Here is a 13,259-nt window from a genome sequence, read left to right as displayed (position 1 = left end):
GCTTGAAGAAAGTTTCCTTAAGATTGTAAATTTTGTCCGAATATTTCTTTTTGGAGCCTTTTACCTGTAGCTGTGCAGGCGAGGCCGCCTTCGGCCGTTTCACGCAAGGATGAAGGCATAGAATCTCCGACCTTTTTCATGGCAATTATAACCTCATCTACCGGAATAGCACTTTTTATTCCTGCTAAGGCAAGCTCCGCTGCCGTAAAAGCCAAACTTACACCTGATGCATTTCTTTTTACGCAAGGAACTTCAACCAAGCCTGCTACAGGATCGCATACAAGACCTAAGATACATTTAAGGGCAATAGCCGTCGCATGGCCTACCATTTCAGGGCTTCCTCCGCACATTTCTACTATAGCTCCTGCTGCCATGGCGGAAGCAGAACCGCATTCCGCTTGACATCCTCCTTCAGCTCCAGAAATGGAAGCCGTGTTAGCTATAACCATCCCGATAGCTCCAGCCGTAAACAAAGACATAACGGCATCTTCTTTTTTTACATCCTTTGTTTTTAGGACTGCTCCGATTGCACCTGGAAGAATACCGCAGGAACCGGCAGTGGGAGCTGCCACTATCTTTCCCATTGAAGCGTTTAATTCCGAAACGGCCATAGCCATTCTTATTCCGTTTGCAAGGAGGGGGCCGCAGAGGGCTTTTCCGTTTTCCGATCGTTCGTATATTTTGTAGGCATCTCCGCCTGTAAGACCGCTTGTTGAGCGTATATCCGGATTTGTGCCTTTGTCGATTGCTTCAAGCATCACGTTTAAATGCTCCTGCATTCTTTCAAAGCAGTGTTCCTTAGTTTCTTCAAGGGCTGAGCTTTGGTCTTCTAAAATAATATCCGAAATTCTTACAGAATTTTCCGATGCCTTTTGTATAAGGTCTTCTATTTTTTTATACTCTATTGTTTTCATTGCTTAATCCTTTTAAAATTATACCGGCTGAATCAGGATGACATTGTAGATGTGTTCTATTTGCAAAATCTCTTCCTTTAATTCGGGACCGACGCTTAAACCGTCCATTTGAAGGCACATTGTAGCGGTTCCTCCTCGATAGTCCCTGCCTATATGAATTTGCGAAATATTTATCTTGTATTTTGCCGTTACACTTGTTATTGCAGCTATTCTTCCCGGAATATCCTGATATTCCACTACCATTGTAGGGTTTTTACCGCTAATTTCTACCGATTTTCCGTTTATTTTGGTAATTACGATATTCCCGCCCCCTATGGAGGAGCCTTGAACGGAAAGCTCTTTTCCGTCAATCCCTGTCAGCTCAATTAAGGCAGTGTTAGGATGAGCATTAGGAATATCTATAGGTTCAAAGGATATATCCAAGCCCTGTTCTTTTGCAAGGGTTAGGCTGTTTCTTATACGCTCGTTTTCAGGTTTCATTCCCATAATACCTGCTGCAATTGCCCTATCGGTACCGTGTCCTTTATAGGTGTAGGCAAAGGAACCGTGCAGGTAAACTTTTGCTTTTACAGCCGGTTCTGCGAGAAGCACTCTTGCTAAATAGCCGATTCTGACGGCTCCTGCCGTATGTGAGCTGGACGGCCCTATCATAATCGGGCCTATAATATCGAAAACATCCATATTCGGCGTATTATATAATAAAAAATTATTGAAGTCAATATGAGGGTAAATATAAAAACCTTGCCGGTTTTTATATAAAAATAAGATTGTTTATGTAATATGGGGTTGACATTTTTTTTGATGTGTATATACTCAAGATTGTGTTTTAAATTTTTATAGACTTAGGAAAAAAAATGAAAAGATACATATTCAGCATTTTCATTATTATAATCGGCTTATTGGTTTTATTTGCTCCGTTCGGATTTGCGCATGTGTGCTCTCCTAAGGCTGACGGCAGTTTTATGAAATGCCATTGGATGGGAGAAGCTGTAAGACTGTTGGGCGGTCTGATTACCTTATCCGGCCTTGCTTTTTTTATTTGTAAAAAATCCCGTTTCGGAATATCCGTATACAATATAGGAATCGGGGGCAGCCTCATTTTGCTTGAAACTCTTGTTATAGGCACATGTAAGAACTTAAATATGAACTGCAATGTTTACACAAAGCCTATAGTTATTTTATTGGCTATTGCTTTGATTACAGTAAGCATTGTTTATGTTTTTCTTTCGCGTAAAGAAAAACATAACTGAGGAGACTTATGCTTTTAAAAACAAAATCTCTTTCCAAATCCTTTGCCAGAGGTAAGAACTCTTTTTTTGCCGTAAAAAATGTTGACTTTAACATTGAATCGTCCGACTTTGTATTTATTGTAGGGCGTTCGGGTTCAGGAAAAACAACCTTTCTTAATTTGATATCAGGTATTTTAGATCCTACTGAAGGGCAGGTTTTTTTTGAAGATAAGGATATTTCATCTATGAACGATACCGATAAGAGTTTTTACCGCAACGAGTCAATAGGCTTTGTTCCGCAGTTTTTAACTTATTTGCCGAACCTTTCGGTATTTGATAATGTAAGGGTTCCGTTTTTTTTATTTACCAGGGACGGCGACAGTGAAGGAAGGGCTTTAAGTCTTTTGGATTTGATGGATATTGCCGATTTAAAGAATGAGATGCCTCAAAATTTATCCGGGGGAGAAATAAAGAGAATGCTGATAGCAAGGGCTCTTATGAATTCTCCAAAATTACTCATTGCAGACGAACCTACGGCGAATCTTGACACTGAAACGGCAAAACAGGTTATGAGCCTTATGTATAATGTAAACAAGATGGGAACCGCCGTTTTGATTGTAACCCACGATTCGGAAATTTTAGAAAAGAAAAGCAATATTTACCGGATGGATAACGGTAAGCTGAAAAAAGAATCTGCGTAAATTACATGAGCCGACTGCAACCACCTTATAAGAACATACAATGCGAAACATTTAGCATTGTACCCTAATGCTCTGCGTCGGGGTTGTTGATTTTAGTGGACCTTAACTGATTTTTTCGGCATCGTTCTCATAAAATTTTTTAAATAGAGAATTTTTATTTTCCAGCAAGGCGGAAAAGTTTCCGTGTTCTGCAATTTTGCCGTCTTTCATATAAATAATCTCATCACATTTTTTTAGGGTTTCAGGATTTAACCGATGTGTGATAAAAATAACGAGCTTATCTTTTTGTGCCGTAACTATGTCTTCGATAAGTTTAATGCTGTAATTATCCAAACCGGAATTGAATTCGTCAAGTAGAAAAACTGAAGCATCTTTTACTAATGCACGAGCCATTGCGATTTTTTGTTTTTCGCCGCCTGAAACGGTCGAATCAATCTTATTACCGTCAGCTTTCCGTTTTTTTGCCAATTCGTTTAAAGCTAGTTTTTCTATGATGCTGCCGGAACAATCTTTTTTATTGAGGAAAATATTTTTTTCAAGCGTGTCTTCTAAAATTGTGATGTTTTGCGGAATATAGCAGATGTTATCAAAAATTTCAGAAGTACTTAAAATTTTTCCATTGTATGTAATGTGTGAGCCGGAATCTAAAATACCTGCGATCAGTTTTAAAAGCGTACTTTTCCCTGAACCGGCTTGACCTACAACCGCATATTTTTTTCCACCTTCAAAATTAAAGTTGATATTTTTTAAAATGTGTTTTTCTTCAACTGAAAAATTCAAATCCGATACGCTAATGTGTTCAATGTGTATTTTATGCACAGCATTGCCGGTATCGAAATTCACTTCCGCATCGCTTAGATGAAACTTATTTTTAATTTTATTATTTAATTCTTTTCCTGCTTTGTAATTTGTGTATAACCGTCCCAGTTCTCCGATAGGCGAAGTAATTGCTCCGATTAAACTGCCGGCAGCAAGTACCGCTCCGATAGAAACTATTTTGTAAATTGATAAAACCGCAGCGGTACCCATAACGATAATTGTCGCAAGAAGGCCTATACTCATCATCGTTATTTCCGTTTTTGTCATTGCCTGTTTTTGTTTTCTGTGAGACGACAAAGCCGTATCGGTACTTTTAAAAATCAGCCTTTGAGACCAGCCCAATAAGTCTTCCATCCGTAAAAGCAAATTAGCTTCTAAGTGAGACTTAAGATTTTGTGCATAGGCTTCATTATCCTTTGATAAAATTTCAGTAGCTTGTACCATCGCCTTGCTTCTTGCTTTCATAAATGCCGCCGATATGCAGCCGAAAACAAAAATTAAAACAAACAATAAGGGGTGAATTGTGATAGCGACAACCGTGCCGCATATAAAATGAAATATTTGCTGCAGAGCGGTCAAAAAGGAAGTAATATAGAGCGTCTCGATTTGCATTGCATCATTTGTTAAGGCGTTTATATATTCACCGGAATCTACATTTTCTCCGTATTTTGTAAGGAGAGCCGATGAATAAACCGCATTTTTATATCTAAGCATATACTGACATACAATCTTATGAAAGTAATTCTTAACTATGTAGGTAATTATAATCAAAAATAGTACATAGATAACACATACTGCCAAAAATTTGAGGAGTGTTTCGAGTGTACCGGTATTTGCAATATCGGCTAAGCGGGCAAGAATAAGAGAAAAGGAAGCATCCAATGCTGCTTGACCGAGTGCAAGTAAACAAACCAAAGCCGCTTCCCAAAAATTTTTAAAAATTTTCATTTTTTCCTCCGAGACCTATTTTATTATAACCATACCATAGTATACCTATTTTATCAATCAGTGCTCCAGCACCTGTGCCCCAGCACCTTAAAATTGCCTTAAAAAGAGGCATTTTTTGCGGTATTTTTTTGAAATTTATTTTTTAAATATGTATGCGATACTTGACATTTTTTATTTGAGTAAGTATACTTACGTAGTAAGTTATCTATTACAATTTTGGAGTTATTATGGAAGTAATAAAGAAAGGCTCAAAAAGGCTTTTGGTGGTTTTTTTATTGTTTTCTCTTTGTTTATCTCTTTTTGCAACAGAAAAAGAAGATTTGAGTTCTTGGACTAAAATAGTCGAAAAAATGGAAATCCGACTGAATAATGCCTACGAATTGTATACACAGGGTAAAACCCGTGAAGCTTATGATGAGGTAAATGCCGCTTATTTTAGATATTACGAATCCAAGGGAATGGAAAAGATAACGATGAGCTACCTTTCCGGTGCACGTAAGACAGCTGTTGAAAACGCTTTTTATGAGTACAGAAAAAACGTAAAAAGCGATAAGGATAGCGAAATGATAAGAGCACATAAGGATGCTCTTATTGCAATGCTCTACCATGATGCAGCCGAACTTGACGGTACTTCCAATGACAAGGGGGAAAGCGGAAAATCGGCTGCCGTTGCTACCTTTATTTCATGCTTTGTTCTTGTATTGCGTGAGGGCTTGGAAGCTATTTTGGTTATAGCTGCTATTATCGCTTACCTTGTAAAAACCGGAAAAAAGAAGTATATATCTTCCGTTTACATCGGAGCTCTTGCAGGTATTCTTGTAAGTATACTTTTAGCCTTTTTATTCGGTTTATTGGCAGATGCACAAAGCGGCATAGCTCAAGAAGTTTTTGAAGGCATAGGAATGTTTGTTGCCGTAATAGTTTTATTCTATGTAAGCAACTGGATGATTTCAAAGTCTGAAACTGAAGCATGGGAAAGATATATTCAAAAGAAGGTTGAGTCTTCGGTATCGACCGGTAATAAGTGGGTCTTGATTTTTGCCGCCTTTATTGCCGTTGCAAGGGAAGGAGCCGAGCTTATTTTGTTTTTTCAAGGTGTTCCCGTTCAAGGTGCAAGCGGCCAAAGAGCTATGATTTTAGCTGTCGTATTATCCGTAGTAATTTTGGCAGGTGTTTTCCTTGCCTTTAGATTTTTAAGTGTAAAACTGCCCTTAAAACCGTTTTTTACGGTAACAAGTATTTTGATGTACATACTTTGTTTTTCATTTACCGGAAAGGGTGTTTCGGAATTGCAGGCTGCAGGTGTGGTAAGTAAGACCATAATTCCGTGGATGCAAAGTTTTGAGTTGGATTTTTTAGGCATATATGCAACTTATGAAAGTTTAATACCTCAAATAATCGTGTTAGTTGCTATTATTGTATTTTCCAGTTTATATGTCAAAAAAAATAAAAAGATTCTTGCCGAATTAAAGAAAAAAGAAGGCGAGAATAATTAATTTGGGCCAAAAAAATTAAATATAAAAGGAGAGTTTTTAAATGAAAAAAACTTTATCTTGTATTTTTGCATTGCTTGCAATTGCTTTTGTAATTACATCATGCGAAAAAAATGAAACGGTTCAGGAAAAAAAGCCTGAAGCCGTTGCAGAAAAACCTGCTGCTCCGAAACCCGAAGAAGAAGGTGCTGCAGGATTTGATGAGTTCCCCATCGGCGATGAGCAGGATGCCGGAATATTAACGGTTGCAGGTGTTTATTTTCAACCTGTAGATATGGAGCCTGCCGGTAACAGCTTGTCAAAGAACGAAGCCGATTGCCACATGGAAGCCGATATTGCCGCCAATGATAAAGGTGCAACATTGGGTTACGGTGCAGGCGACTTTGTTCCTTACTTACACGTTAAGGCTTACATCCAAAAAGTAGGTTCTTCAAAGGTACAGGAAGTTGCATTTATGCCGATGAATGCCAGCGACGGACCTCACTATGGTGCTAACGTAAAATTTGAAGAAGGCTTAGGCAAGTACAATATCAAGTTTGAAATTAAGGCACCGGGAAATGACTATCTTCTCCATGTTGATAAAGAAACAGGTGTTACCGGACGCTTCTGGACGGAACCCATCGTTGTTGAATGGAAAGATTTTGAATGGGCAGGACCTCAGTGGTAAACTTGTCCAAGTAGTAGTATAATACTAATTACTCATTCAATTTGTAACCGCCGAAGCTAAAACTTCGGCGGTTACTTTTGACGTTTTTGTTTTTGGGAGGTGCATCATTTTAAAATTTTATATAAGGGTTATTGAAGCAGGCATTGGATTCGCTTTAGTCCTTGCAGTTGTTTTTGCCTCATTTAGAACCCAAAGGCCCGAAAAAAAACGGTATATTATTTTATTAAGTATACTCACAGGATTTATCGGCAGCATTGTTTCTGCAATATTAAGATCTATTCCTAATTACATAAATAGAACTAACTTTGCCTTTTGGTCGATGATTCCCGTCAGTATATTTTTTTTAATTTTAATTTTTCTTTTGCTGTTTAAAACAAAAAATTCTTTATTGTATGAAAATTTCTTCAGCACAGCAGTTTTTTTATATACGGCAGCAACGATATTTTATTATCTTCCTGTCATAATAACTCTTTCCACTACCTTAGTTAATTACGGGGAAAGTGCTGTAAGTACCCTCGTTTTATACAGACTTATAGGTTACTTACTCGGAATAGTTTTTATTATTCTTGCAAGTCTTTCAATTTATAAAACCTTAATAAAGTTATCCGATATTGAATTAAAAGTTACCGTAATAGCTTCTCTTTGTATTTTAGGGATAACTCAAATTGTGGTTATACTACAACGTTTGTATTCTTTAAGGATAATTCCGCGGAATGATTTTATTTTTTGGTTTATTGCAAGCGTAGTAAATAACGGAAACTTTTTTATCTTTGCCGTTATTGTGTTTATAATGTTTGCTCCAATTCTTTTATGGAAAAAAAATATTAAAATTACCGAACCGTACAATAATAATGCCGAATTAAGAAAAATAAAAGCAAAAAAAAGGAATGCAAAAAGGTGGGCTAGATTTTCTTTAAGTCTTTTATTGATTTCGGTTTTTTCTTTGTCTTTTTTGCGCTTTTATGTAGACCGAGAAGTTCCTTTATCTCCGCCTGAAAATTATACTATTGAAGACGGTATGGCCGTTATTTCTTTAGAGCAGTTGGAGGATGATAGACTCCACCGTTATGAATATATAACGGAACAAGGAATCAGTATGCGTTTTATTGCCATAAAAAAAAGTGAAGGCTCTTACGGTGTAGGCCTTGACGCCTGCGATATCTGCGGTCCAAGCGGTTATTTTGAGCGGAATAATGAGGTAATCTGTAAACTTTGCGATGTAGTTATGAATAAGGCTACGATAGGTTTTCCCGGAGGATGTAATCCGGTTCCGATTCCTTATATTGTACATGCCGGGAATATTAAAATAAAAATATCAGACCTTGAGTCCGAGGCTCATCGTTTTAAATAAATAGGAGGCTTATTTTAGACAATGCAGTTGACATTGTCTAAAAACGCTGTCGAGTTTGCCTTGCAGGCAAACGTCGCTTATTGTATGCCGTTTCTTACTGACGTTACGAAACGGCGGAATTCGACAGCTTCGAAATCTGAAGATTTCTACGGTTGTCGAATTTTAAGGAAAGTTTTTATAGGAGATATGATAAACAGCTCGGCAGGAATTCTGCCTCACTGTTTATAGATATTGGAGGAGATATGTTTTGGAGAATGATAGCGGGTGCCCTTTTTAGACAAAAGGGAAAAATGGTAATGATAGCTTTTACCATTGCCCTAGGTGCAAGTCTTTCAACCTCGATGCTTAACACAATGCTTGGTGTAGGGGATAAGGTAAACCAAGAGCTTAAAACCTATGGAGCTAATATCAATGTTGCCCATAAGGAATCTTCTCTTTTGGATGATATTTACGGTGAAGAGTCGGGAAATACAAAAAAATTCTTAAAAGAAGATGAATTGTATAAAATTAAAACCATATTTTGGGCATACAATATTGTCGATTATGCACCTTTTTTAAATGTGCAAGTAAACTATGACGGGGGGGATAAACCCGTGCGCCTGTCGGGTACATGGTTTGATTTTAAAATAGATCTTCATACCGGGCAGGAAGTTATAACCGGAATAAGAAGGATGCGTACTTGGTGGGAAGTAAACGGAAACTGGGTTTCGGATGATGATAATTCTTCATGCATGGTAGGAAGTCTTTTTGCAGGAAGGAATAACTTAAAAGTAGGAGATGAGATCAAACTTACAAGTGCTGCAGCATCTAAAACCTTAAAAGTTTCCGCAATTTTTAATTCGGGAAGCAATGAAGATGAGGTAATTTTTACTACATTACATACCGCTCAAGAATTTTTAGGAAAGACAAATGTTTGCGAAAGTATTGAGGTAAGTGCTTTGACAACTCCCGACAATGATTTGGCAAGAAAGGCTGCAAGAAGTCCTTTAAGTTTAACGATAAAAGAAATGGAAATATGGTATTGTACTGCCTATGTAAGCAGTATTTGTTATCAGATTCAGGAGGTTATAACGGATGCGGTTGCAAAGCCGATAAGACAGGTGGCCGAATCCGAAGGAGCTATCTTAAATAAGACAACCTTGTTAATGCTTTTAATTACTATTTTAAGTTTGATTGCTTCGGCTCTTGGCATTTCAAACTTGGTAACGGCCAGCGTTATGGATAGAAGGACGGAAATCGGTTTAAAAAAAGCCATAGGTGCAAGCAACATTGCCGTTACCGTTTCGGTTTTAACGGAGGTTATGGTAATAGGAATTATAGGAGGAACAGCCGGATATTTTATAGGATTGGGCTTAACGCAAATAATAGGCCGAAGCGTTTTCGGCTCTGCAATTCCGCCGGCTCCCATGGTTATTCCCATTGTGGTACTTATCATTTTTTTGATTACCCTTTTGGGAAGTCTTCCGTCAGTAAGATATTTATTAAAGCTAAACCCCACGGAAGTTTTGCACGGAAAATAAACATTCCCGTTTAAGGTGTTAAGGATGTAAGATATGACTAAAAATAAGATGTATTTTAAAATGATAATGAGTTCTTTATTGCGGCGCCGTTCAAGAATGTTGGTAGCTTTACTGGCTATTGCAATCGGTTCAACCGTTTTATCGGGCTTATTGACTATTTACTACGACATTCCGCGGCAGATGGGAACAGTGTTCCGCTCATACGGGGCAAATATGATATTCCTTCCTTCCGAAAGCGATGCAAAAATAAAAAAAGAACAAATCGATAAAATTAAAAAAGAAATCGACTCAGGCAAACTTGTAGGTTTTGCTCCTTATATTTATAAACCTGCAAAGGTAAACGAGCAGCCCTATATGATAGCAGCTACCGATCTTATAAGTGCAATGAACAATAGTCCATATTGGCTTGTACGCGGACAATGGCCTAAAGAAAAAAAGGAAGTTTTAATCGGCCATGAAATAAGTAAGGCCATAGGTTTATCCATAGGAGATAATTTTATTGTAAACACTCCGAAACCTGACGGAGATGTAACCGTAAACGAGTTTAAGGTTTCGGGCATAGTTACAACAGGGGGTGTCGAAGAAGAGTTTATCTTTATGAGCCTTGAGGATATAAAAAATATTATAGGCTATAATGATGCCTTCGATGTAATTGAGTGCAGTATTGACGGAAACAGGGACTATCTTAATTTAATTGCCGAAAAAGTTTCAAACGATGTAAAAGGTATTACCCCCCGTCTTGTAAAGCGCGTTACCGAATCTCAGGATACGGTTTTAAGTAAACTTCAAGCCCTTGTTTGGATTGTTACCATTATTGTTTTGTTTTTGACTATGATATGTGTAACCACCACCATGATGGCCGTAGTGGTGGAACGCCGAAAAGAAATAGGCTTAAAAAAAGCTTTAGGTGCTTCCAATAAAAGTGTTGTTATAGATTTTTTGGGAGAAGCGGTTATGCTTGGGCTCATGGGTGGTATTTTGGGAATAGGGCTCGGTTACTTATTTGCAAATAATGTAAGTATAAGTGTCTTTGCAAGAGAGGTTTCCTTTCCTATAAGGCTGGCGCCTTTTACCGTAATTTCTTCCATCGTGATAACTATTGTTGCTTCCCTCTTTCCCGTAAGGGCAACTGTGGATGTGGACCCTGCTCTTGTTTTGCGCGGAGAGTAATCTTAAATTTTAAGGAGAATTTTAATTTATGAATATTTTAACCTTAACTGAAATTTCAAAAATATATGGAGATCTTAAAGCCCTCGATAAAATAAATTTGACGGTTGAAGAAGGAGAGTGGCTTTCTATAATGGGGCCTTCGGGTTCAGGTAAAACTACATTGATGAACATAATCGGCTGTATGGATAAGCCTTCTTTAGGAAAAATTGATTTAGCCGGACAGGATATTTCAAAACTTTCTTCTAAAGAATTAACGATAGTCAGGCGGGATATGATAGGTTTGGTTTTTCAACAATTTCACCTTGTAAACTATCTTACAGCCCTTGAAAATGTTATGATGGCCCAGTACTATCACAGCCTACCGGATGAAAGGGAAGCTCTTGAGGCCCTTGAAAGTGTGGGTTTAAAAGAAAGAGCCAAGCATCTGCCCAATCAATTATCGGGAGGAGAACAGCAGCGTGTCTGTATTGCCCGTGCCCTGATAAATCATCCCAAGCTCCTGCTTGCCGATGAACCTACGGGAAACTTAGACGAAAAAAATGAAAAACTTGTAATGGAAATTTTTGAAAAACTCCATAATGCAGGAAGTACAATCATAGTTGTAACCCACGATCCTGAGGTTGCAGATCAGGCTGAAAGGATGGTTGTTCTTGAGCACGGTAAAATAGCAAGAATTGAAAAGATGAGCAGGGTAAGGTCGTCAAGAGGAGATAATGTATGAAAAATTATAAAATTATTTTTTTTGCACTATGTGTTATCTGTATTTTTTCCTGTTCAAAAACGGAAACAAAGAAAAGCATAAAATATAAAGACGGTGTTTATAAGTCTTTTGCCAATATTAAAGACGATTGGGGCGGAACAGCCGAGGTTGAAATAAAAATTGAAGAAGGTAAGATTGTTGAATGTACATTTTTGTCTTACGAAAAAAACGGCAATCTAAAAGGTCCCGAATACGGAAAGGTTGACGGAGTTATAAAAAATATGGGCCTTTATAAAATTGCTCAAGCTTCTGTTTTAAGAGCTGCGGAGTACGGTCAAAAATTAGTTGAAACTCAAAATATTGATGATGTCGATGTAATAGCCGGTGCTTCAATTTCTTATAAACTGTTTAAAGATGCGGTTGAAAATGCATTGCAGGGTGCAAAAGAAAATTAAGGAACCTTCTAAAAAACTATGGAGAATTTAAAAATAAAAAAACTGACTGCCTATGAGCTTGCAAAATTAAATATCAAAAGAAAACCTTTTAGAACTGTAAGCTTAATTATTCTTACGGCTGTTTTAGCCTTTAGTCTTTTTGCAGGCAGTTTTTTAGTAAAAAGTTTAAGGGGCGGAATGTTGTCACTTTCGAATCGTCTGGGTGCGGATATTATTGTCGTGCCCCAAGGTTATGACTCAAAGATTGAAAATGCCTTATTGAGAGGGGAGCCTAATAGTTTTTATTTTGATACGGAAGTCGTAGAACGTGTAAAAAAAATTGAAGGGGTTGAACTCGCATCTCCCCAGCTTTTTATTGCGACCCTCTCTGCGGGCTGCTGTTCTTTTCCTTTACAGATTATAGGTATCGATTTTGATTCAGATTTTAATGTGAAACCTTGGCTTAAAAAACAGATAAAACTTCCTCTTTTGGATAATCAAATTGTAGCCGGAAGTAATATATCAGGCGATTATAATTCTCAAGTAAAATTTTTTAATCAACCCTTTGTGATTGCAGGCCGTTTGACTAAAACGGGAATGGGGTTTGATAATTCCATTTTTATGACAATAGAAAATGCGCGGAAGCTTGCAAAAGAGTATGAAAGAATTATGCAGCATCCTGTTGCAAAAAATGAAAATTTGATTTCAAGTGTTATGGTAAGGATTAATCCGAGATATGACGCAGGTGAGGTAGCTAAAAAGATAAGAGAAGAATTTAAGGGAGAAGAAATTTATCCTTTAATATCGAAGAGGATGATGACAAATATATCTTCAAGTATTTCAAGCTTAAATGTCTATGTTTATATCCTTATTGCGATCCTATGGGTTCTTTCGTTTATCGTATTGGCCGTTTCTTTTTCTTCGATTTTTAATGAGCGTAAAGAAGAATTCGGAATGTTGAGGATAATAGGAAGTACCAAAAAGAAATTATTTGAACTTGCGGTTTTAGAATCTCTTATGATAAGTATGTCGGGAGCAGTTATAGGAACGGTTCTTTCATGTTTGATTATGTTTTTATTTAATCAGGCAATTGTTACAGGAATGAAGATGCCTTTTTTAAACCCTTCTTTTCTTTGGACATTTGTTTGCTTTCTTTTGACCTTTGCCCTTATTTCGGTAATCGGCCCCCTCGCAGCCCTTAAAACTATGTACAGCTTTACAAAAAAAGAACCGGCTTTATCAAAATCTTAAAAGCCGCTTTATCCAAATGATTTCTTAAGTTCTTTTTTTTTAAGCCGATATTTTAGAATAGA

At 37.3% G+C, this 13,259-nt stretch carries 13 protein-coding genes; 10 read left to right on the top strand and 3 right to left on the bottom strand.

The window, feature by feature from the left end; translation table 11 throughout:
* Positions 1 to 17: 17 nt before the first annotated feature.
* Positions 18 to 914, bottom strand: a complete 897-nt coding sequence (sdaAA, locus tag E4N74_RS05495) for an L-serine ammonia-lyase, iron-sulfur-dependent, subunit alpha (protein WP_044979404.1) — start codon at positions 912 to 914, stop codon at positions 18 to 20.
* Between the two features lie 18 nt (positions 915 to 932).
* Positions 933 to 1,595: an L-serine ammonia-lyase, iron-sulfur-dependent subunit beta gene (sdaAB, locus tag E4N74_RS05490; RefSeq protein WP_255819229.1), complete on the bottom strand. Its 663-nt coding sequence runs from the start codon at positions 1,593 to 1,595 to the stop codon at positions 933 to 935.
* Between the two features lie 173 nt (positions 1,596 to 1,768).
* Between sdaAB and E4N74_RS05485 the strand changes: the two genes are divergently transcribed.
* Both E4N74_RS05485 and E4N74_RS05480 read left to right on the top strand, forming a co-directional pair.
* Entirely contained in the window at positions 1,769 to 2,164 is a 396-nt protein-coding gene (locus E4N74_RS05485; protein ID WP_044979402.1) for a DUF4418 family protein, read from the top strand.
* 8 nt (positions 2,165 to 2,172) lie between these two features.
* Positions 2,173 to 2,844 carry an ABC transporter ATP-binding protein gene (locus tag E4N74_RS05480; protein WP_044979401.1) on the top strand — a complete coding sequence of 224 codons (672 nt, stop codon included), beginning with the start codon at positions 2,173 to 2,175 and terminating at the stop codon, positions 2,842 to 2,844.
* 102 nt (positions 2,845 to 2,946) lie between these two features.
* On the opposite strand, the gene E4N74_RS05475 is transcribed toward E4N74_RS05480, so the two are convergent.
* Entirely contained in the window at positions 2,947 to 4,611 is a 1,665-nt protein-coding gene (locus E4N74_RS05475; RefSeq protein ID WP_044979400.1) for an ATP-binding cassette domain-containing protein, read from the bottom strand.
* Positions 4,612 to 4,838: 227 nt separating this feature from the next.
* On the opposite strand from E4N74_RS05475, the gene E4N74_RS05470 reads away from it, so the two are divergent.
* From E4N74_RS05470 to E4N74_RS05435, 8 genes are all read left to right on the top strand, one after another.
* Positions 4,839 to 6,107: an FTR1 family iron permease gene (locus tag E4N74_RS05470; protein ID WP_255819227.1), complete on the top strand. Its 1,269-nt coding sequence runs from the start codon at positions 4,839 to 4,841 to the stop codon at positions 6,105 to 6,107.
* A 40-nt stretch (positions 6,108 to 6,147) separates the two neighbouring features.
* Positions 6,148 to 6,771 carry an iron transporter gene (locus E4N74_RS05465; protein WP_255819226.1) on the top strand — a complete coding sequence of 208 codons (624 nt, stop codon included), beginning with the start codon at positions 6,148 to 6,150 and terminating at the stop codon, positions 6,769 to 6,771.
* Between the two features lie 361 nt (positions 6,772 to 7,132).
* A complete protein-coding gene (locus E4N74_RS05460; protein WP_249040045.1) occupies positions 7,133 to 8,122 on the top strand; it encodes a Fe-S-containing protein in 990 nt (329 codons plus the stop codon).
* 242 nt (positions 8,123 to 8,364) lie between these two features.
* A complete protein-coding gene (locus tag E4N74_RS05455) occupies positions 8,365 to 9,642 on the top strand; it encodes an ABC transporter permease (protein ID WP_044979396.1) in 1,278 nt (425 codons plus the stop codon).
* A gap of 33 nt (positions 9,643 to 9,675) precedes the next feature.
* A complete protein-coding gene (locus E4N74_RS05450; protein WP_255819225.1) occupies positions 9,676 to 10,812 on the top strand; it encodes an ABC transporter permease in 1,137 nt (378 codons plus the stop codon).
* Between the two features lie 28 nt (positions 10,813 to 10,840).
* Complete coding sequence (locus tag E4N74_RS05445) at positions 10,841 to 11,533, top strand: ABC transporter ATP-binding protein (protein WP_255819224.1); 693 nt, start codon at positions 10,841 to 10,843, stop codon at positions 11,531 to 11,533.
* Positions 11,530 to 11,967 (top strand): FMN-binding protein, encoded by a 438-nt coding sequence (locus E4N74_RS05440; protein WP_255819223.1) that lies wholly within the window; start codon positions 11,530 to 11,532, stop codon positions 11,965 to 11,967. Before E4N74_RS05445 ends, E4N74_RS05440 begins: the two co-directional genes overlap by 4 nt.
* 18 nt (positions 11,968 to 11,985) lie before the next feature.
* Entirely contained in the window at positions 11,986 to 13,197 is a 1,212-nt protein-coding gene (locus tag E4N74_RS05435) for an ABC transporter permease (protein WP_255819222.1), read from the top strand.
* The last annotated feature ends 62 nt before the right edge of the window (positions 13,198 to 13,259 follow it).

It is taken from the genome of Treponema putidum (genome assembly GCF_024401155.1).
GTDB classification, from domain to species: domain Bacteria; phylum Spirochaetota; class Spirochaetia; order Treponematales; family Treponemataceae; genus Treponema_B; species Treponema_B putidum.
The sequence above is the reverse complement of the archived record's forward strand: the minus strand, read 5'-3'. Positions and strand labels throughout refer to the sequence as shown.

Excerpts from the sequence above, each read along its gene's own strand:
- E4N74_RS05450 (WP_255819225.1), top strand. The coding sequence starts at position 9,676 with ATGACTAAAAATAAGATGTATTTTAAAATGATAATGAGTTCTTTATTG.
- sdaAB (WP_255819229.1), bottom strand. The coding sequence starts at position 1,595 with ATGGATGTTTTCGATATTATAGGCCCGATTATGATAGGGCCGTCCAGC.
- E4N74_RS05475 (WP_044979400.1), bottom strand. The coding sequence starts at position 4,611 with ATGAAAATTTTTAAAAATTTTTGGGAAGCGGCTTTGGTTTGTTTACTT.
- E4N74_RS05445 (WP_255819224.1), top strand. The coding sequence starts at position 10,841 with ATGAATATTTTAACCTTAACTGAAATTTCAAAAATATATGGAGATCTT.
- E4N74_RS05485 (WP_044979402.1), top strand. The coding sequence starts at position 1,769 with ATGAAAAGATACATATTCAGCATTTTCATTATTATAATCGGCTTATTG.
- E4N74_RS05455 (WP_044979396.1), top strand. The coding sequence starts at position 8,365 with ATGTTTTGGAGAATGATAGCGGGTGCCCTTTTTAGACAAAAGGGAAAA.
- E4N74_RS05465 (WP_255819226.1), top strand. The coding sequence starts at position 6,148 with ATGAAAAAAACTTTATCTTGTATTTTTGCATTGCTTGCAATTGCTTTT.
- E4N74_RS05435 (WP_255819222.1), top strand. The coding sequence starts at position 11,986 with ATGGAGAATTTAAAAATAAAAAAACTGACTGCCTATGAGCTTGCAAAA.
- E4N74_RS05470 (WP_255819227.1), top strand. The coding sequence starts at position 4,839 with ATGGAAGTAATAAAGAAAGGCTCAAAAAGGCTTTTGGTGGTTTTTTTA.
- sdaAA (WP_044979404.1), bottom strand. The coding sequence starts at position 914 with ATGAAAACAATAGAGTATAAAAAAATAGAAGACCTTATACAAAAGGCA.
- E4N74_RS05480 (WP_044979401.1), top strand. The coding sequence starts at position 2,173 with ATGCTTTTAAAAACAAAATCTCTTTCCAAATCCTTTGCCAGAGGTAAG.
- E4N74_RS05440 (WP_255819223.1), top strand. The coding sequence starts at position 11,530 with ATGAAAAATTATAAAATTATTTTTTTTGCACTATGTGTTATCTGTATT.